Genomic DNA, 18,499 nt, shown 5'->3' with positions numbered 1-18,499 from the left:
TGCTGTGGCATCCGAAATGCCCTAAAAATGTGTTGCTTTTGATTGGGGCTCTGGCTTGTCTTTCCTTTTCAAAGAACGATCTGCCGCTCAAAAAAGCAGCTTAAACAATTTAACATGGTGCTCTTAAACTGTCAATACCTTTTAAAGTGACACATAAATTATAACCTTTGATCAACTAAATGTCAATGGAAATAATGGTGGGCCTGAGTGGACTTGAACCACCGACCTCACGCTTATCAGGCGTGCGCTCTGACCAACTGAGCTACAGGCCCACAGGCACAAAAAAATAACTTAAAGCAATTAATTTTTTTGTAATAATGGAGCGGGTGATGGGAATCGAACCCACGACATCAGCTTGGAAGGCTGAGGTTTTACCACTAAACTACACCCGCAAATACATGGTCGGGAAGACAGGATTCGAACCTGCGACCCCTTGGTCCCAAACCAAGTGCTCTACCAAGCTGAGCTACTTCCCGCAGATGCTGCTGAAAAAATAAGTAAATGGTGCGCCCGAGAGGACTTGAACCCCTGGCCTTCTGATCCGTAGTCAGACGCTCTATCCAACTGAGCTACGGGCGCATATTATGGTGCGGTCGAGAGGACTTGAACCTCCACGGGATAAACTCCCACTAGGCCCTCAACCTAGCGCGTCTGCCGATTCCGCCACGACCGCATACACCGATAATTATATAATGGTGCGGGTGAAGGGACTTGAACCCCCACGTCACAAGGACACTAGATCCTAAATCTAGCGCGTCTGCCGATTCCGCCACACCCGCGTGTTGTTGGCTGGGCCAGCTGGATTCGAACCAGCGCATCACGGGACCAAAACCCGATGCCTTACCGCTTGGCTATGGCCCAATATATTGGGTAAAAAAATGGCGGGCCTGACGGGATTTGAACCCGCGATCTCCTGCGTGACAGGCAGGCATGTTAACCGCTACACCACAGGCCCTCAATTGTATAAAGAAAATGGTGGAGGATGACAGGATCGAACTGCCGACCCCCTGCTTGTAAGGCAGGTGCTCTCCCAGCTGAGCTAATCCTCCATGTTGGTGACCCGTACGGGATTCGAACCCGTGTTACCGCCGTGAAAGGGCGGTGTCTTAACCACTTGACCAACGGGCCATAGTAAATGGCGGAGAAGGAGGGATTTGAACCCTCGCGCCGTTTACACGACCTACTCCCTTAGCAGGGGAGTCCCTTCAGCCACTTGGGTACTTCTCCAATGGCTCCGCAGGCAGGATTCGAACCTGCGACCAATCGGTTAACAGCCGATTGCTCTACCACTGAGCTACTGCGGAATGTGAATATTTCTTTTTTGAGACAAAGAAAATTCTACAAGATCTATTATGTAATGTCAATACGCTTTTAAAAGGGAATTTACAGCTTTTTTTGCCGTTTTTTGAAGCGCCCTCTCTCAAGCGACTTTTATAATGTATCACATCGAAAAAACACTGGTCAAGGTTTTTCTATATTTTTTTCAATGTTCCTCTGCAGGCTGCACAGACATATTTTCTTGTATCCAGCTGCCTCGTTCTTTTAAAAGAAATATGACAGCTTTCACAGGCATACTGATAACGCTTTTTCTGTTTTAACCGATATTGTTCTAAAGAACTGCAGTGCATGACGCCTCCTACCTGCTTCAGCAGATCCTGAAATTCCCTGTCCTGATGTTTGTACCCTTTCCCTTCCAAATGTAAATGATAATGGCACAATTCATGTTTTACAATATCAATCACTTCCTGATGACCATAATTGTTCATCGACTTTGGATTCACTTCGATGTTCCCTGTGGAAAGCACATACCTTCCTCCCGTAGTCCGCAGCCTTTGATTAAACGAGACGCGATGTTTAAACACCTTTTGAAATTTTTCCACTGATATTTTCTGCGCCAATGCTGTTAATTCTTCGTCAGTCATTTTTTCCTCCCTAAAAAAACAGAGGGGTTCGTACCCTCTGTTTTTTCATTATCTATTTAGTTTACCATCGTCAATGCTACCCGTCCCCGTTTTTGATCAATATCTTCCACCCACACCGTAACTATCTCTCCTACCGAAACTACCTCCATCGGGTGTTTAATAAAACGGTTGGCGAGCTTTGATATGTGCACGAGGCCGTCTTCTTTAACACCTACATCAATAAAGGCTCCAAAATCCACTACATTGCGGACCGTTCCCTGAAGCTCCATCCCCTTTTCAAGGTCATCAAGAGTCATGATGCCTTTTTTCAGAAGAGGCTTCGAAAACGTATCACGGGGGTCCCGATTCGGTCTTTTTAAATCCTCTATAATATCCTGCAGTGTAGGGACGCCTACTTCAAGAGCTTCAGCAAGCTGGCGCACCTCCTGGTTTTCAAGGACGTCCTTCATTTCTTTTGTGCCGGCCTGTGCTGCTTCAAGGTCCAGGTGACTGAGCAAACGCTCAGCGGTCTGATAACTTTCCGGGTGAATAGCCGTACGGTCGAATGGATTCGAAGACTCTGGCACCCGCAAAAAGCCAGCTGCCTGCTCATACGTTTTCGCTCCCAGTCTCGGTACCTTCTGAAGTTCTTTACGATTTGTAAAGCCTTCAAGCTCTTCTCTTTGCTTAATCACATTGTTTGCCACCGCTTTAGAAAGGCCGGCCACATATTGAAGCAGACTGCTCGAGGCACTGTTCACATCCACCCCAACCTGGTTTACCGCTGTCTCCACGACAAATGTCAGTGACTCATTTAGTCTCGTCTGCGAGACGTCATGCTGATACTGCCCCACCCCAATAGATTTAGGGTCTATCTTCACTAGCTCCGCCAGCGGGTCCTGGAGCCTTCTTGCGATGGAAGCTGCGCTTCGCTCTTCAACCTGAAGATCCGGGAATTCCTCGCGGGCAACCTCCGAAGCAGAATAAACGCTAGCACCAGCTTCGTTTACAATAATATACGAAACGTCTCCTTCCGCTTCCTCGACCATTCCGGCAATAAATTCTTCTGTTTCCCTTGAAGCCGTACCGTTGCCAATAGCTATAACCTGTATATCGTATTTTTCAATTAAAGCAAATACTTCTTTTTTCGCTTCGGTTATTTTATTTCTAGGCGGGACTGGATAGATCACTCCTACTTCAAGCAACCTTCCGTTGCCATCTACGACTGACAGCTTACAGCCGGTGCGGTATGCCGGATCTACGCCAAGTACTGTTTTCCCCTTCATCGGCGGCTGGAGCAGGAGGTTTCGAAGATTTTCGGAGAAGACAGAAATCGCCTGCGTTTCCGCTTCTTCTGTTTTGACTTTTCGAAGCTCCCGCTCGACTGCCGGGCCAATCAACCGTTTGTAGCTGTCCTGGATCGCTTCGTTCAGCTGCGGAACAGCAGACGAACCGAAACGCTTCACCACTTTCTTTTCTATAGTCGAAAGAATTCTGTCTTCCGGTGCCTGGAGGGAAATTTTCAGTATCCCTTCACTTTCTCCGCGGTTCATGGCTAACACTCGGTGCGACGGGGCCTTCGCCAGCGCTTCTTCATGATCGTAGTACATGCTGTAAATACCACGTTCATCCTTACTTTCATCTTTAGCCGCAGACTGAAGTCTGCCCTGCTTGTAGCTGAGATCACGGACACTGTGGCGAATGCCGGCATCGTCGGCAATCTGTTCAGAGATAATATGCCTCGCTCCTTCGAGTGCCGCTGCGGCATCTATCACTCCGGCTTCTTCGTTCACATACGCCCGCGCCTGTTCCTCCGGTAAACCTTCTTTTGGCTGCGACATGAGCCATTCCGCTAACGGCTCAAGCCCTTTCTCTTTCGCCACCGTCGCCTTCGTTCTTCTTTTCTGCTTATAAGGACGATAAAGATCTTCTACTTCCTGAAGCTGTACAGCTCCATTGATAGATTGCCTTAACTCCGGCGTTAATTTTTCCTGTTTATCAATCAGCCGAAGCACTTCTTCCTTTCGCTCGGTCAATTGATTTGCGTAATTCCAGGACTGCTGAACGTCCCGGATCACCATTTCGTCCGAGGCACCGGTCTGCTCTTTACGGTAACGGGCAATGAAAGGAACCGTATTGCCTTCTTCAATCATATGTATAATGTTTGTGACATGCTTTTCCCTTATCTGAAGATCAGAAGCTATTTGGGATGCGACACCGCTTATCTCTTTTTCCATTTGTATTTCCTCCTGTCCAGCGTAACAATCCATTAGAATCTGTACTTATTATATTATAACGTACGTATGCCTATGTAAGGGGCAAATTCATCATAACATCAAAACGTCTGGCCTGTTTTCGCTTATTATATACAAAAAACCCCTCCCATCACCGGCAGTGATGAAAGAGGTTTAACCTAATGCGCCAACCATTAAAGTAACATCATCATTTTCGTTTTCAGCTTTTTCAGCAAGTCTGTTTTTATATTCCTCTACCGAACGCATATACGGCAGGGCGCGTTGGTCTTCAGAGGATACAGTCATGCCGTCCGAGTGAAGAACAAAAGAGATGCCCTTATCGAAAGGAACGTACTCGAGCCGGTATTGAAATTTCCTGCCTGAAAGATAGCCCTTTGTTGGAACCGGCCGAAAAATTTCTTCATTATCCGCACTGATATAGCAGGTAATATTACCGATGCTTCCATAGGTCAATTCCTGCTCCTGATAGCAGACCTTAATGACTGCAAGGACTACTCCCCGTTCAGAAACAAGCGCCCGGTTACAGCGCTCCAGGAGCATGGGGATAGATTCATGTTTATGGGCCCGGATGATATTCATGGCTATCTCTGCGGACTGCCTGGCACCTTCGCCACTCCCCAGCCCGTCCGTCACAGAGCAAAGAAAAAAATCCTCTGTTTCGATAACGAGATAGCTGTCCCCACACACACGGTTGCCCGGCTTTGTCTTTTGAAAGACCGCGGTATTCACTTGTGTATTCGAGATGGACTCCTTCATTACAGGCACTCCGAAGGCTCCACTCTTATAGATTCACGCAGCTTCTGCAGAGCCCTTCGCTGCAGTCTTGAAACGTGCATCTGAGAAATACCCAGCTGCTCTCCCGTTTCTTTTTGGCTTAAGTTTTCAAAATACGTACATCTCAGGATCTCTTTTTCTCTGTCCGTTAAAACCGCAAAAGCTTTTTGGAGCAGCAGCTGCTGATCTGTTTTTTCATATCCTTCTTCATTGGCACCAACAAGATCCAACAGCGTCACGGCACTGCCTTCCTGATCTGCTTCTATGGAACGATCCACAGATAAAGCCTGATAGCTTTTGCCCATTTCCATGGTTTCGAGCACTTCTTCCTCGCTTACCTCGAGGTACTCGGCAATCTCATCTACATACGGAGAACGCTGCAGACGGGTTGTCAGCTCTTCCACGGCCTTTTTAATTCTCGGGCCAAGCTCCTTAATACGGCGGGGAACATGAACGCTCCACGTTTTATCACGGATAAACCGCTTGATTTCCCCTACAATTGTTGGGACTGCAAACGATTCAAAGCTCCTGTTAAAGGAATCGTCAAAACGGCGCAGCGCTGCCAGAAGCCCAATCATACCTACTTGATAAAGGTCGTCATCATGGTCCTGTCCCCGGGAAAATTTTCGTGATAAAGACTGCACAAGCGGTTCATAATGCTGTACAAGCTTAGTCTGAATTTCTTCAGTCGGGTCTTCCTGGAACTGGCGGATCCATTCATAAACTTCTTCACTCGTGCCGTTATTTTTGTTCTTGCGCGTTTGTTTCGGTTGAGACTCCGTCGACATTATTTTCCACCTCGTCTCTTTGCAGAAACTTTGTCATAGAAATAGCCACTCCGTTTTCGCCGCTGATTTCTACTTTATCCATCAATGTGTCTATGAGGAACAGTCCAAGTCCCCCCTCTTTCAGTTCCTCGATCGGTTTTTTGCTGTCTACGGGGCCGAGGTTTTGATCCAGTTCTTCAAGGACAAAGCTTTGACCTGTGTCTGCCACGACCATTTCCACCCGGTCTTCGAACACATTACAGGACAAATGCATATTACCGGTTTCTTCGTACGCATGGTTGACCACATTTGTGCATGCTTCCGCTATCGCAATTTTAATGTCCTCAATGTCATCGTAAGAAAAACCGAGGCGGTTTGCGAGTCCTGAAACTGTCAGCCGGGCGATCCCTACGTATTGAGGCTTGGCCGGAAGGGTCATTTCCAAATAATCTGACTGGCGTTCCATTATTTGGCCTCCTCTGTATTTTCATCATCAATAGTGATTACTTCATCAAGTCCGGTAATGGTAAACAAACGCTTCACACGCTCATTCAGCCCTGTCAGACGAAGCGTAGCATCATGATTTTCAGCTGACTTCAAAGCGCCAATAAATATACCAAGGCCGGTGCTGTCAATATAGCTTACCTCTGTCAGGTCCACTACCACTTCTGCGCCTTCTTCTTCTGTCAGCGGATTCAGGTTCGCTTTCAGTTCCGGAGCCGTATATGCATCCACTTCCCCGGCCACTTTCAAAATTTTCTTTTTATCCGATTTTTCTACCACTTCTGTCGATAAATTCATTTAGTAAACCTCCTCATAACCATGCTGCTATATATAAATTACGATTTTTTAATTGTGCATCCTTTTCATTTTTCCCAGATTACAATCTGGTTAAACATTTCTGCGCAGTATAATCAATGTAAAGTCGTCACGAAGCTGAAAGCCCTGGGCTCTTTCCAGTTCATAGAATACGTGATTTACAATTTCCTGGGCAGGCAGATGCTGATACGTACGGATGAGTCGCGTAATAGCTTCACGCTCAATAAAGCCGTCGTCGGTTCTGCATTCAGTAACGCCGTCTGATAAGAGCACAACAAAATCTCCCGGCTCCACCGTGAGTTGATATTCCTTATAGTTAGTGTTCCGCTTAATGCCAAGAACGATGCCTTTGGCATGAAGCTCTTCAAACGTATCTTCAGCTGCCTTATAGTAGAAACCGGGCTCGTGCCCCGCTCCTGCATAGTTAAATTGATGGGAGCGTGAATCATACGAGCCGTACATCATCGTAATGAACATGTTCGAGGCAATATTCTGCTCCACCACACGGTTCACATTTTCAAGTAAAGCCCCGGGCTGCAAACGCTGCTCCGGATAGCTATCCATCGTATACTTGATCATCGACATACATAAAGCGGCCGGTATCCCTTTACCGATAATATCAGCAATCGCAAGACCGACACAGTCGTGGTCGTCTTTAACGAAATGATAATAATCACCGCTCATTTTCGAAGCGGGCACACTTAGAACCCCCACATCCAAACCATTTACGTGTGGGATTTCATCCGGAAGAAACGTCTGCTGCATATTAGCAGCCACGTTAATTTCTGCTTCGAGTTCCTTTGTTTTATCACGAAGGCTCTGGTGTTCCCGGTACGCCAGTCCGTATCCCATCATTACCTCAAGAAGAAGCTCAAATGATTCATGAGCTCCTTTAGGAAGATCCGGAAAGAACTCCTCGAGCACCTCTAAATGAAGGCTGACCACTTCTTCCGGGGAAATCTGCTCCTCAAGCACTCTTTTACTGAACTGCTGGGCATAATAAAGCCCTTGTTCGCTCTGCTCTTCTAAATACGCCCGTAAAATATTCGCGTACTGATCATGTAACAATTCTTTCGACTCAGCCAACGTTTTTCCTCCTTAACGGAGCCATTTGATTGCCGTTATCGTTGTACCCTCTTCCATTACGGAGTCAACGTCAAAATCATCCATTAGTCTTCTCACTCCTGGAAGTCCGGCTCCTAAACCACCCGAAGTAGTATATCCGTCTTCCATTACTTCTCTTATGTTCTTAATGCCAGGGCCGCGGTCCTTGGCTGTAATCTTTATGCCCTTCTTTTTCTGGGTCCCCCTGGTCTCTTCCACTGCTTCGATAACGATTTCCCCTTTTTCAGCATACAGGTAGATGTTTCTTGCCAGCTCTGAAATGGCTGTCGTTATCCGCGCCTGATCCACACCGCCAAACCCTATTTCCTTAGCTAAATTTCGTCCGGCCTGTCTGGCTGATACAATTCCCCATTCGGTCTGCACTTCAACACTGGATTGGATACTCATGCTTACCCCTCCAATTCCTGTTGAAGTTTCTCAAGTCCCTGCTCAAGATCTAGTGCCGTTGGTACTTCTTCAAGCATAATGCCCATATCTATCAGAGTGATCGCCACTGCCGGCTGGATGCCCGTCAGAACAACTTTCGCTCCCATTAAATTGGACATTTCCACGACGTCGCCCAGCACTTTGGCGATAAATGAATCAATCATATCCACGGAGGTTAAATCAATCACTACGCCTGTAGAGCCTTCTTCGTGAATTTTACTCAGCAGGTCTTCCTGAAACTGAAGAGCTGTTTGATCATCTAGATCTACCTGCACTGAAATTAATAAATAATGACTTAGTTTTAAGATTGGAATCCGCATCGACTTATGCCCTCCATTCTGCTCCATTCTCTATCTGAACCATTTTGCGCTGCGTCAGCTCAAGCGCTGATTCAATGCCCTTGCGCAGGCTGCTTTTCGTTGGGAAGGTACTCAGATCAATGCCCAGATTTACAATTGTCTGGGCAATTTCCGGGCGGATACCGACCAGAATGCACTCCGCCCCTACCAGCCTCACCGCTTTAGAGGCCTGAATAATATGGTTTGCCACCATCGTATCTACTACCGGCACACCGGTTATATCAATTAAAACTACCTGGGAACGATGCTGAATAATCCCGTCGAGCAAATTCTCCATAATAAGCTTTGCCCGCTCGGTGTCAATCGCTCCAATCAATGGCATGACACTGACTTTTTCAAAGACAGGAATAAGAGGAGCAGAAAGTTCATTTAGAGCCATCTGCTGAATTTCGAGTGTTTTTATCCACGAATCGGAATAATCATCAACCAGCTGGTTCACGATCGCATCCACCCATTCTTCCACTTCTACAATCAAGCGCACGCTGTCTTCGTCTGCGTTATTAATATATGGCACAATGTAGGCAGTAACGATGCGCCGGAACACCTGCATTCCCTGCGTAAAATAGCTCAGCGGCCAGTCGGTCTGGATAAGCCGTTCCGCAAAATTCTTGATTTTACTTTTGGCTTCCGACCGCTCTAAACGGACTGAGCTGTACAGCACATCAATAAATTCTTCGTTGTTTGTGAATACTAAATCATCAGGAAGGGAGTTTTTAAAATATTCTTCCTGAACCCGGGCCATCTCTTCTTTCCATTTGGAAACCAGCTGTTCCTGATGGTCATTGATGGCCTGCACTACAGATGAATGCATCGTGAATTCCTCCATCTAGTCTGTCCATTTCCGTTTTATGGGCGGGGATAATTTTTATATGTTAATGCCCGGACTGGTGCATACTTTGTATTGTTTTGTACCGCATAGTTTGTTAATGGCACACCTGTACACTATCATACTCTATTTAGTATTATTCCATGTATAATACTTTAGCGCAAACAATTATGGCTGCAATCATATATATTCCTGAATAAAATTTATTACAATAAAAAAGCTGCCCGCCTTTCATAGACAGGCAAGCAGCTTTTTTATTCATCTCTGTTTCTTTAAAAGAAGAAATATAATTTCGAGTGTTTCAGATTCCGCTAAGCAATCGGCGATTCAAAGAGTGATCCACTTCTGTTTCTGCCTCAAATGATTCAGCAGCAATATTTAAATTGATACTGCTCATTTCTTCATACCCTTGCTTCATCGCTTCTTGAAACTCCAGACGTTGGCGTTCTTTTAAATACATCTCCGTGGCTTGATGAATAAATTCGTTGCGGTTTGAGCTCTGCTGCCCCTCTTCAATCATTCCATCAAGTTCGTCAAGAAGATAGTCAGGCAGGCTGACCTTAATCTGCTTAGTGCTTTTCTGATGCACTCCACACACCTCCAGGTTGACCCTTTTAGATTCCCATCCCTTAATCATTACTTAATTCATAATAGCATTTCTATATGCTGTTTGCAAAGCGCGTTTTTCATAAAATCAGGGTTCAAACCTGTTTTCGGGAGTATATACCCGGGGGACACGTTTACTGATGGTACAGGGAACTTCATATGTAATCGTTCCAAGACGGCCGGCTACTTCCGTGACGCTGATCGTTTCCTCTTTCTGGCTGCCAATCAGTGTCACTTCCGTGTCCACCGGAAATTCATGCGGCAGCCGAACCATCATCTGATCCATGCAGATGCGCCCTACAATAGGTACGCGAAAGCCTCCTGCCAATACCTCCCCCTGATTTTCAGCGTGCGCTCTCAGCCAGCCATCTGCATAACCGATAGGCACAGTACCTATCCATTCATTTCCCGTGGAGGTATAGGTTGCGCCGTAGCTGATACTCGTGCCCGGTGGCACTTCTTTCACCTGAGTCAGGCGGCTGTGAAGCGTGAATGCTTCCTTAAGTGTAAATGGAAGATGCCCGGTAATATCTGCTGCGGGGGTCAATCCATACATTGAAATCCCGAACCGGACCATATTAAAGCAGCGCTCCGGAAAACGCATAGCCGCTGCGCTGTTACCGCAGTGAATCAGGCGGGGAGCGCTCCCCAGCTGCTGCACCAGGGCAACGACCCGGGAAAAACGGGCATACTGCCGTTCAAAATAAGCAGTCTCCAGTTCATCAGCAGTAGCGAAATGCGTATACATACCTTCCAATTCTATAGAGGGAATCCGGTTTACCGCGGCCAAAAAGGAAGAGATTTCTTCGTCATTTATCAATCCCAGACGGCCCATGCCGGTATCTACTTTCATATGAATGAAAAGAGCTTCTCCGGCTGTATGCCGGGAGGCTTCCTTTAGCCATTCTTCCTGAAAGACCGTGAGCCGGATATCGTGGCGGGCGGCCACTGGGGCGTCCTGCGGCCGCGTTCTTCCAAGCACGAGGATAGGCAGTTCTATGCCGGCTTCCCGCAGTTCAAGCGCTTCTTCAAGCAGCGCCACCCCAAAATAGGAGGCTCCCGCCTCCGCTGCTGCCTTTGCAGTTGCCGCCGCCCCGTGTCCGTAGCCATCCGCTTTCACTACGGCCATTACGGCCACGTTATCTGTATGAAGCTTCCGCACTTCACGGATGTTGTATTTAATGTTTTCTGTATTGATCTCCACCCACGTGTCCCGGTAGGATTCGCTGGAAAACGCCATGATGACTCCTCTTTTCTATCGTTTCTTTTGTGCCTGAATGAAGGTCAGGGCTTTCGGCAGATAATCGATCAAATTGGATGCAGTAAAAGAATAATCCGATATCCCTTCATTTATCGCAATTTCTGCAGCCAATCCGTGTGTATAGACTGCATTACAAACTCCCTCTTCCACTGTTGGACCCTGAAGCATCATCGCAAGCACGATGCCGGTCAGTGCATCCCCGGATCCTCCCTTGGCCAGGGCACTGCTGCCGCTGGTACTCACATACTGCCTGCCTTGAGGGGTTGTAATAATCGTGTTTGGCCCCTTCAGCACAAGATAGCAGCCGAATTCACTTGCATATTCGCGTGAAACCGTAAACCGCTCTGCATTGACCTCCTTTGGCGAAAGGCCCGTGAGGCGGCCCATTTCACCGGGGTGCGGGGTCAAAATCAGCGGGTATTCTCTGTTTATCATTTCCTTCTCCAGCTCCGGCAGAAAATAAAGTCCATCTGCATCCAGCACGAGCGGCGTTTGTGTCTCTGTCAGGAGCCGCTTCGTTAATACTCTCGTGCTTTCTGTCCGGCCAAGCCCGGAGCCGGCTGCAACACCGTCCATGCCGTCCCACGGAAACGGCGTTTCCTGTAAATCGGCGACCTGACCGTCCTCCGTTTCAGGCAGCGGAAAGTAGGTTGCTTCTAGCACATGAGAGGCGACGGCGCTCAATGCAGATTCCGGTACGCTTGTGGTCAGAAGGCCGATGCCGGCATGCAGGCAGGCGTTCGAAGCAATGGCCGGAGCGCCGGGCATATTATAGGCCCCTGCTATCAGCAGCCCTTTGCCGTTATCGCCCTTGTGGGACTCCTGCGTCCGTTCCGGCAGACTTTTGGCTGCGTCAGTCAGATCCCACGTCTGTCTTTGCTGATCCAATGCCTTCCAGGAAGCTTGCGGTACGCCAATCGGCACAATTCGAATTTCACCGTAATAGTGCCTCGCCGGATACAGGTACGTGCTTAGTGTAGGAGCTTCAAGAATTACTGTAGTGTCTGCATTCACCGCCATACCGGGAAGTTCTTCCTCATTCGCCGGTACTCCCGTAGGAATATCTACAGCTACAACCGGTGCTGTTATTCTGTTCAGCCACTTTCCTGCAGAATAAAAAGGCTCCTTCAGCTCTCCGTAAATTCCGGTTCCAAGCATTGCATCAATATAGATAATCCCTTCCTCCGGCAATTCTGGTTCAGGCACGCTGGTACCTGCTTTCAGCGGAAGCCCGCAGGCTCGGTACAAGTCTTTATGATAAAGCGCTCCTCCGGAAAGGGCCTCCTCTTCTGCCAGCAGATACACAGAAACCTCCCACCCGAGAGAGGAGAGTGTCCTGCCGATAACGAAACCATCGCCCCCGTTGTTTCCCTTCCCTGCAAAGATAACAGCTTTACGCGCTTCAGGATACATATCATGTATGGCAGCTGCCGCCGCCCGTCCCGCATTTTCCATTAGCAGTTCTTCTTTCATTCCAAGTGTTTCGATGGTGTATTGATCGAGCTGCTGCATTTCTTTACTTGTTACGATCTGCATCCTATTCGCCGCCCCTTTCTTCAATAATAACCTGAGCAACCGCACTGTCCCGCGAGTGACTGATGGAAACATGGATAATATAAGCCTCATAGCCTTCGCAGCGGAGCAGCGGCTCCCCCCGCTCTCCATTACTCACTGTAATATCGTGAAAGCCTGTCTGCGAAGAGATGCCGGTGCCTGCTGCCTTTACAAATGCTTCCTTGGCAGCAAACCTTCCTGCTGTAAATTCTATCAGCCGTTTGCCGGAAAAATGTCTGCAGGCATGTAATTCATCTTCATTTAAAATTCGCGGCAAAAATTTTTTCTGCTCTAAAGAGCGTTCAATCCGCTCTAACTCAATGATATCAACGCCTATTCCTTTAATCATTACTTTCTCCCTTCCCGCAGCGCTTTTCGTGTATTCCTCTATTTATTCATGCTACACTGACCGTACATACTTATACACTTTAGTATACCCGTCACCAGAAAGGGGACTAACCCACTTGTTTATCCGCCATGAAACTTTTTCCACATTTATAAGACGCTACCCCGTAATCTCAATTATATTAGCAGTCCACCTGCTATTGTTTTTCTGGGTAAATCTTTCGGAATGGACGAACGGCCTGATTCCGTTCGGGGAAGTTATTTATTATTTGATGGTTGGCAACAACTTCGCTATTCAGAGCGGAGACTACTGGCGCCTTCTTACTCCAGTTTTTTTACATACGTCTTTTGGGCACGTGCTTTTTAACTCCTTTGCGCTGCTGCTTTTCGGACCGCCGCTTGAATTCATGCTCGGCCGGCTCAAATTTCTGACATTTTATTTAACAGCCGGAGTTATTGGAAATATTGCTACACTGTTTTTCGGTTCGCTCTACTTGTCACATTTGGGTGCCTCCGGCGCCATTTATGGGCTTTTTGGAGCTTATGTATTTATTATGATGAACCGCCGGCATCTTATCGACCCTTCAAGCGCCCAGATAGTTATTGTTCTCCTTGTGATAGGCATGGTGTTCACCCTTTTGAATTCCGGCGTCAATATATGGGCGCACCTATTTGGATTCGTTGCCGGTTTCGGACTGATTCCTATGTTTTTAAAAAACGCAGTTCCCTTTTACTTCTCCCAGGGATTTGGGCCTTCTTCCGACATTCGCAGGCCGCGCCGGAAAGTACGCGCGGTTACTGCCCAGAAAGTAGGAAGACGAATCGCTTTAATTGCCGCCTACGTCATTGTCGGCGCCGTGCTTCTCCGGGTGCTCCAGCTCGTCATCGCCGCGCTGATGTAAAAAGAAAAGCGCAAGAAGCCGGGTAGTGGCGTGGGATCTGGAAGCTCTTTTGACAAGTGGCTCTTTCACTTGGAAAAAAGAGCTGAAGAGACCTGCTGCCACTGGCTTCTGGAGCTGGACAGAAAGAAAAGCGAAGCACCGCGGTACAGGAGCCTTATACGGCTGGCCCGCTCCTGGCTGGACTTGGCCAGAGCCAAGGAAGTAAGGGCGGCCAACGGAATAAGCGACTGCGGGGCGTAGCTGGGCATAGAAAAGCGCAAGAAGCCTGGTAGTGGCGCGGGATAATTCTCTCCATATAATAACTGCTTTCCCCAGATAGAAAAGAGGCCCTTCCCGCAGAAGTGGCCTCTTTTTCGTTTATCTGCTTTTTACGAGCAGATTGACAGCTTCCTGGACAGATTCACTGGTATCTTCCCCACGTTCCATCTGTTCACGCATGCATTGTTCCAGGTTTTCACTGACAATTACACCGATTGCACGGTCCATCGCAGAACGAGCAGCTGACATCTGCCCTACAGTATCCCGGCAGTCCTGTCCTTCTTCCATCATCCGAAGAACACCCCGCACCTGCCCTTCGACACGGCGGAGTCTGTTTTTAATATTGGCATCATATTCCATGAGTTAAGCGGCCTCCAATGTATTTAAAATGTACATTGTAATTATACATGAAATAATTGGTAATTTCCTACACCCTCTAATAAATTTTCAATCAGCTTGCTTTCCACCCGATCGTATTAGGAGCTGCAGGGACTTCCCATTTTTGGTTGAGCGGCACTTCTCCAAGTGAGTCACTGTTCTCAGAGATAAACTTTATGGATTCATATCCAAAGTCAGCTGCCGCCAGTCCCACCGCGTCAATCATCGCCTGCTGCACTTCCACAGACGTATCCTCAAGAGAGCCAGCCAGGCTGATAGTTACTGATTCACCCTCGCCTTCCACATTTCCTACAGTAAGAGAGCCGGGGATAGGAGCTCTCACTTCAGAAATTTCAGGTCCTTCGTTCATTTTCACCAGCGTTTCCTCCAAAGAAAGCAAAGACCCGTTTTCATTTGTTGTAGAAACACCCGCTCCTTCACCAGTCACTAAATAAGAGGCGTCATTTACATCATATAAATAATAGCCACGATTCTCATCAATGTCCCGGACGTCTATTTCTTCTTCATTTCCGTTGTCTTCATCAGGGATATTTGATACTTCTATACCTTTTTCCCCTAAATAACGGGCAAGCTCTTCAATGCCACGTTCGATCCGGCCGGCTTCCAAAGCCGTAGCTTCGGAGGATACTGCTGCTTCAAGCCTGCCGTTCTCTGCATCTTCCCAGGAGACTTTTTCAGTCATAGCAGGACCGAGCCCGAATTCATTTCCGTCTACTTCTTCCGTAATAAAATTCAAAAGCTCTTTCAGATCCGTTTCTGCTGTAAATGTTAATGGGACAATAACCGAATCCTGTACACTTTCAAAAGGGATCGTCACAGCATTCACACTGCCGCTGCCTTCTTCTTTAGTAAGCGCAGATACATACCCATCCGGTATTTCTTCGTTCTCCTGCGTATCTTCCTGAACTGTCGGCGGGCTTTCTTCTTCAGTACCACTACCCGCCGGCTCAGATTCTTCAGGCACTCCGTTGTCTGTATCGTTTTCAGCTTTATTTTCCGTTTCCTGCTGTTCGGCTGACTCTGAATCTCCGGCCTCATTCTCATCTTCAGCGTTCTCTTCCTGAGAAGGGGAAGCCGTCTGATTCGAAGTCCACCATATTCCCGGAACGATAAGTATCGCTAGTAGGAGAACTGCCGCCGAGGTAAAAACAGGGGCTGGCCATCGCCGATGCGTACGGTGTCTTTTCTTTGAGTCCAGCCGATCCTGAATATTATGGAAAATTTCATCTTTGGATCGTTTATCCTGCACCCGGGGCATTTGCTTTAATGAATGTTCAATCCGTTCCATGGAACGATTATGCTTCTTCACTCTCCTGCCCTCCTTTCTTCTAAATTTTCCCTGTTTTCCATCAAGTCCTGTATTTTTTTCACGGCCCGGTGCTGTGTCGTTTTCACCTTACTCTCTGACCATCCGAGCACTTCAGCTGCTTCTTTGATCGAAAGCGATTCCACATAACGCAGCATAAGCACCTGCCGCTGATCCGGGGAGCACGCTTTCATGCATTCATAAATTTCACGCACATCGTCTTTCGCAGTGAGAATCTCATCTGGAAGAGGCGCCGGGTCCCGCATTTCCTCTTTTGATAAAGGACCGAGTACTCCCAGCCATTTCCGCTTCTTTCTGTTTTGCTTGCGGATCCAGTCTATGCCGACATGTCTGGCGATAGAATAAAGCCAGGTTTTTTCACTGCTTTTGCCTTCAAACGTTTCAAAGGAATGCAGCACTTTAATGTAAACTTCCTGGACCAGCTCCTCGGCTGTTTCACGATCTCGGACCATATAAAATAAATATTGGAAAAGGGAGTGATGATATTGTTCATATAGCCTTTCAAACTCATCATGCATGATGAACACTTCCTTAATGTAGACGTTCCCTGTCTTTTTTAGTTACACCGTTGATTTTATTAATGGAAGGCGGAAAAGAAATTACGCTTCCATCCATTTTCTGTTTATGTATATTCAACATTTAATTTTTCTGCTGATACTTTCTAAGATATTAGCAAAATACTTCGCATTATTATAGCATTTCCACGGTTTTTTCCGAAAAACCCCCCACCGCTTTCACACTCTGATTTAACATTAGTAAAGTCCTGTTTATGTTCATTTGAGGGATTTGAACCTTTCTTTATTTTGAAACATGGTATAATTATGTAACAACATTGTATTAATTGTAAACTAAATTTAATATTTGACCTGGGGGGATTCCATGAAAAAATTCTCATTTTTAGCAGTTGCCGCCACAGCCGTTATTACTCTCAGCGCCTGCGGCACCGAAAATAGCGAAAACGCGGAAAACAGTGAAAAAGCAACTGAAACAGCCTCCGTTGAAGCTAACGGAGAAGAAAATGAAGACAATGAAGAAAATGACAGTGCAAAGAATGAAGAACAGAAAGATAAAGATACGGCTTCCGAAACTGATGAAGCAGCAGAAGACGACGCTTCCGCTGAAGACAGCGCCTCTACAGAAGATACTGCCACAGAAAATGAAGAAGGAAATACGGAATCCGAAGACACTGCCAGCGAAGATGCTTCATCGGAAGGTACTTTACCGGAGGATGATGAGGCAGAAGAAAGTGCTTCTGAAGAAACGGCCAACAGTGAAGAAGCAGCTTCCGAAGAATCTACTGAGACTGCTGAAACTACAGATACAGAAGCTAACAGCACCTCAGCTTCTGAAGAAGAGGCTGTAACAGAAGAAGTAACTGTTTACTACCTCGACAGCGATTTGATGAATACAATTTCTGAAACCCGCAGCCTTGAAGCAGCGTCTGAAAATGATCTGCCGTTTGAAGCTGTGCAGGCATGGCTCGACGGCCCTGAAACAGAAGATGCCGTTAGTCCGCTTCCAGTAGAAACCGAAGTACAGTTTGTCGAATTTAAAGACAACACTGCCTTTGTTTCCTTTGAACCTTCTGTCCTCGAAGCCACTACAGTCGGAAGCACTCTCGAGCTCGCATTTGTAGAACAGCTGGCAGTGTTAATGGACCAGTTTGGATATGGTCAGACTCAGATTCTTATTGACGGCGAAGTTGTCACGGACTTTTACGGGCACCGGGAAATCAACCAGCCTATCGAAGCGACGGATCCTTCGGAGCTTTATGGCAGTAACTAACGCCAGGTATATAAAAAAAGCGCCCGCACACGCGGACGCTTTTTTTGCTTTCTATTAGTTGCCCAATTTCTCTGCCACTTTTGCAACGCGGGCGCCTAAACGGCCGCCCATTGTCAATTCACCCTCGCTTGGCATCCGGGTACCGTCCGGACCAGCAAGCGTAGAGGCACCGTATGGCGTTCCGCCGACAAAGTCACGTTCAGTCATTTCCGGGTTTTCCCCGTATGGAAGACCAACAAAAATGAATCCAAAATGAAGCAGCGGTACGATCGACGTTATAATTGTTGTTTCCTGACCGCCGTGAGCTGTGTTTGTGCTCGTGAAGATTCCTGCTACCTTGCCTTCAAGCGAACCGTTTGCCCACAGGCCGCCAGCTGCGTCCATAAACTGCTTAACCTGAGCCGGCATATTGCCAAAGCGTGTTGGGATACCCCAAACAACGCCGTCAGCCCATACGAGATCGTCTGTTGTAGCTTCAGGAATATCTGCCTGTTTATTCTGCGCCTCTACATACGCTTCCTGCGTAGACATACCTTCCTTAGCCATCTGCGATTCGGGAATTCTTACGACACGTACTTCTGCACCTGTTTCTTCTGCGCCTTTCGCTACTGCCTTTGCCATTTCATGTATATGTCCATAAGAACTGTAAAACGGTACCAATACTTTACTCATTAAAAAACACTCCTATTACTTATATTTATAAAGTTACTTACTTTTCGAAAGTACATGAAAACATTTGTACTGTCAACTCACCCTTCAAGCTATACCCCAGCCCCTCCTCTACGAAACAATGATTTTGTGGTACTATGT

General features: G+C 47.2%; 20 protein-coding genes and 12 tRNA genes. 2 read left to right on the top strand and 30 right to left on the bottom strand.

Going from position 1 to position 18,499, the window contains the following annotated elements; translation table 11 throughout:
- Positions 1 to 195: 195 nt before the first annotated feature.
- The 26 genes from ACTRXF_RS08305 to acpS all read right to left on the bottom strand — a co-directional run bounded on the left by ACTRXF_RS08305 (position 196) and on the right by acpS (position 13,022).
- A tRNA-Ile gene (locus tag ACTRXF_RS08305) sits at positions 196 to 272 on the bottom strand.
- A gap of 46 nt (positions 273 to 318) precedes the next feature.
- Positions 319 to 392: transfer RNA gene (locus ACTRXF_RS08300), tRNA-Gly, on the bottom strand.
- A gap of 7 nt (positions 393 to 399) precedes the next feature.
- A tRNA-Pro gene (locus tag ACTRXF_RS08295) sits at positions 400 to 476 on the bottom strand.
- Between the two features lie 26 nt (positions 477 to 502).
- Positions 503 to 579 (bottom strand) — tRNA-Arg (locus ACTRXF_RS08290).
- Positions 580 to 585: 6 nt separating this feature from the next.
- Positions 586 to 673: transfer RNA gene (locus ACTRXF_RS08285), tRNA-Leu, on the bottom strand.
- 20 nt (positions 674 to 693) lie between these two features.
- Positions 694 to 779, bottom strand: a tRNA-Leu gene (locus ACTRXF_RS08280).
- A 7-nt stretch (positions 780 to 786) separates the two neighbouring features.
- Positions 787 to 861: transfer RNA gene (locus ACTRXF_RS08275), tRNA-Gln, on the bottom strand.
- A gap of 18 nt (positions 862 to 879) precedes the next feature.
- Positions 880 to 955, bottom strand: a tRNA-Asp gene (locus tag ACTRXF_RS08270).
- 18 nt (positions 956 to 973) lie between these two features.
- A tRNA-Val gene (locus tag ACTRXF_RS08265) sits at positions 974 to 1,049 on the bottom strand.
- 4 nt (positions 1,050 to 1,053) lie between these two features.
- A tRNA-Glu gene (locus tag ACTRXF_RS08260) sits at positions 1,054 to 1,128 on the bottom strand.
- Between the two features lie 8 nt (positions 1,129 to 1,136).
- A tRNA-Ser gene (locus ACTRXF_RS08255) sits at positions 1,137 to 1,227 on the bottom strand.
- 2 nt (positions 1,228 to 1,229) lie between these two features.
- Positions 1,230 to 1,304: transfer RNA gene (locus ACTRXF_RS08250), tRNA-Asn, on the bottom strand.
- A 168-nt stretch (positions 1,305 to 1,472) separates the two neighbouring features.
- A complete protein-coding gene (locus ACTRXF_RS08245; protein WP_474264268.1) occupies positions 1,473 to 1,922 on the bottom strand; it encodes a SprT family protein in 450 nt (149 codons plus the stop codon).
- 56 nt (positions 1,923 to 1,978) lie between these two features.
- The gene (locus ACTRXF_RS08240) at positions 1,979 to 4,138 is read right to left on the bottom strand and encodes a Tex family protein (RefSeq protein ID WP_474278662.1); all 2,160 of its coding nucleotides are present in this window, start codon (positions 4,136 to 4,138) and stop codon (positions 1,979 to 1,981) included.
- A 171-nt stretch (positions 4,139 to 4,309) separates the two neighbouring features.
- Positions 4,310 to 4,912: a PP2C family serine/threonine-protein phosphatase gene (locus ACTRXF_RS08235; RefSeq protein WP_474261398.1), complete on the bottom strand. Its 603-nt coding sequence runs from the start codon at positions 4,910 to 4,912 to the stop codon at positions 4,310 to 4,312.
- Complete coding sequence (gene sigB / locus ACTRXF_RS08230; RefSeq protein ID WP_022792609.1) at positions 4,912 to 5,718, bottom strand: RNA polymerase sigma factor SigB; 807 nt, start codon at positions 5,716 to 5,718, stop codon at positions 4,912 to 4,914. The genes ACTRXF_RS08235 and sigB overlap by 1 nt, the downstream gene beginning before the upstream one ends.
- Positions 5,672 to 6,163, bottom strand: a complete 492-nt coding sequence (gene rsbW / locus ACTRXF_RS08225; protein ID WP_474261399.1) for an anti-sigma B factor RsbW — start codon at positions 6,161 to 6,163, stop codon at positions 5,672 to 5,674. Before rsbW ends, sigB begins: the two co-directional genes overlap by 47 nt.
- Entirely contained in the window at positions 6,163 to 6,498 is a 336-nt protein-coding gene (locus tag ACTRXF_RS08220) for an STAS domain-containing protein (RefSeq protein ID WP_322527002.1), read from the bottom strand. The genes rsbW and ACTRXF_RS08220 overlap by 1 nt, the downstream gene beginning before the upstream one ends.
- A 90-nt stretch (positions 6,499 to 6,588) precedes the next feature.
- A complete protein-coding gene (locus ACTRXF_RS08215; RefSeq protein ID WP_319632359.1) occupies positions 6,589 to 7,602 on the bottom strand; it encodes a PP2C family protein-serine/threonine phosphatase in 1,014 nt (337 codons plus the stop codon).
- A gap of 12 nt (positions 7,603 to 7,614) precedes the next feature.
- Positions 7,615 to 8,028, bottom strand: a complete 414-nt coding sequence (locus ACTRXF_RS08210) for an anti-sigma regulatory factor (RefSeq protein WP_022792605.1) — start codon at positions 8,026 to 8,028, stop codon at positions 7,615 to 7,617.
- A gap of 2 nt (positions 8,029 to 8,030) precedes the next feature.
- Positions 8,031 to 8,387 carry an STAS domain-containing protein gene (locus tag ACTRXF_RS08205; protein WP_022792604.1) on the bottom strand — a complete coding sequence of 119 codons (357 nt, stop codon included), beginning with the start codon at positions 8,385 to 8,387 and terminating at the stop codon, positions 8,031 to 8,033.
- A gap of 4 nt (positions 8,388 to 8,391) precedes the next feature.
- A complete protein-coding gene (locus tag ACTRXF_RS08200; protein WP_474261400.1) occupies positions 8,392 to 9,237 on the bottom strand; it encodes an STAS domain-containing protein in 846 nt (281 codons plus the stop codon).
- Positions 9,238 to 9,553: 316 nt separating this feature from the next.
- Positions 9,554 to 9,841: a CopG family ribbon-helix-helix protein gene (locus ACTRXF_RS08195; protein WP_322527004.1), complete on the bottom strand. Its 288-nt coding sequence runs from the start codon at positions 9,839 to 9,841 to the stop codon at positions 9,554 to 9,556.
- Between the two features lie 105 nt (positions 9,842 to 9,946).
- The gene (alr, locus tag ACTRXF_RS08190) at positions 9,947 to 11,098 is read right to left on the bottom strand and encodes an alanine racemase (RefSeq protein ID WP_474278660.1); all 1,152 of its coding nucleotides are present in this window, start codon (positions 11,096 to 11,098) and stop codon (positions 9,947 to 9,949) included.
- Positions 11,099 to 11,113: 15 nt separating this feature from the next.
- Positions 11,114 to 12,655, bottom strand: coding sequence for an NAD(P)H-hydrate dehydratase (locus ACTRXF_RS08185; protein ID WP_474278658.1), 1,542 nt, complete (start codon positions 12,653 to 12,655; stop codon positions 11,114 to 11,116).
- A 1-nt stretch (position 12,656) separates the two neighbouring features.
- Positions 12,657 to 13,022, bottom strand: a complete 366-nt coding sequence (gene acpS / locus ACTRXF_RS08180; RefSeq protein WP_474278656.1) for a holo-ACP synthase — start codon at positions 13,020 to 13,022, stop codon at positions 12,657 to 12,659.
- Between the two features lie 115 nt (positions 13,023 to 13,137).
- Here acpS and ACTRXF_RS08175 point away from each other — a divergent pair, with 115 nt between their 5' ends.
- Positions 13,138 to 13,920: a rhomboid family intramembrane serine protease gene (locus ACTRXF_RS08175; protein WP_474278654.1), complete on the top strand. Its 783-nt coding sequence runs from the start codon at positions 13,138 to 13,140 to the stop codon at positions 13,918 to 13,920.
- Between the two features lie 357 nt (positions 13,921 to 14,277).
- Here ACTRXF_RS08175 and ACTRXF_RS08170 read toward each other — a convergent pair whose 3' ends face one another.
- The 3 genes from ACTRXF_RS08170 to ACTRXF_RS08160 all read right to left on the bottom strand — a co-directional run bounded on the left by ACTRXF_RS08170 (position 14,278) and on the right by ACTRXF_RS08160 (position 16,422).
- A complete protein-coding gene (locus ACTRXF_RS08170; protein WP_462867255.1) occupies positions 14,278 to 14,538 on the bottom strand; it encodes a metal-sensitive transcriptional regulator in 261 nt (86 codons plus the stop codon).
- Positions 14,539 to 14,629: 91 nt separating this feature from the next.
- A complete protein-coding gene (locus tag ACTRXF_RS08165) occupies positions 14,630 to 15,886 on the bottom strand; it encodes a hypothetical protein (protein ID WP_474278652.1) in 1,257 nt (418 codons plus the stop codon).
- Complete coding sequence (locus ACTRXF_RS08160; RefSeq protein WP_474261405.1) at positions 15,883 to 16,422, bottom strand: RNA polymerase sigma factor SigX; 540 nt, start codon at positions 16,420 to 16,422, stop codon at positions 15,883 to 15,885. The genes ACTRXF_RS08165 and ACTRXF_RS08160 overlap by 4 nt, the downstream gene beginning before the upstream one ends.
- Before the next feature lie 361 nt (positions 16,423 to 16,783).
- On the opposite strand from ACTRXF_RS08160, the gene ACTRXF_RS08155 reads away from it, so the two are divergent.
- Positions 16,784 to 17,689 carry a hypothetical protein gene (locus ACTRXF_RS08155; RefSeq protein WP_474278650.1) on the top strand — a complete coding sequence of 302 codons (906 nt, stop codon included), beginning with the start codon at positions 16,784 to 16,786 and terminating at the stop codon, positions 17,687 to 17,689.
- A gap of 54 nt (positions 17,690 to 17,743) precedes the next feature.
- Here ACTRXF_RS08155 and wrbA read toward each other — a convergent pair whose 3' ends face one another.
- Positions 17,744 to 18,361 (bottom strand): NAD(P)H:quinone oxidoreductase, encoded by a 618-nt coding sequence (gene wrbA / locus ACTRXF_RS08150; protein ID WP_474261407.1) that lies wholly within the window; start codon positions 18,359 to 18,361, stop codon positions 17,744 to 17,746.
- Positions 18,362 to 18,499: the final 138 nt, after the last annotated feature.

This window comes from Marinococcus sp. LNHM3E3-2.2 (genome assembly GCF_056034385.1).
The sequence above is the reverse complement of the archived record's forward strand: the minus strand, read 5'-3'. Positions and strand labels throughout refer to the sequence as shown.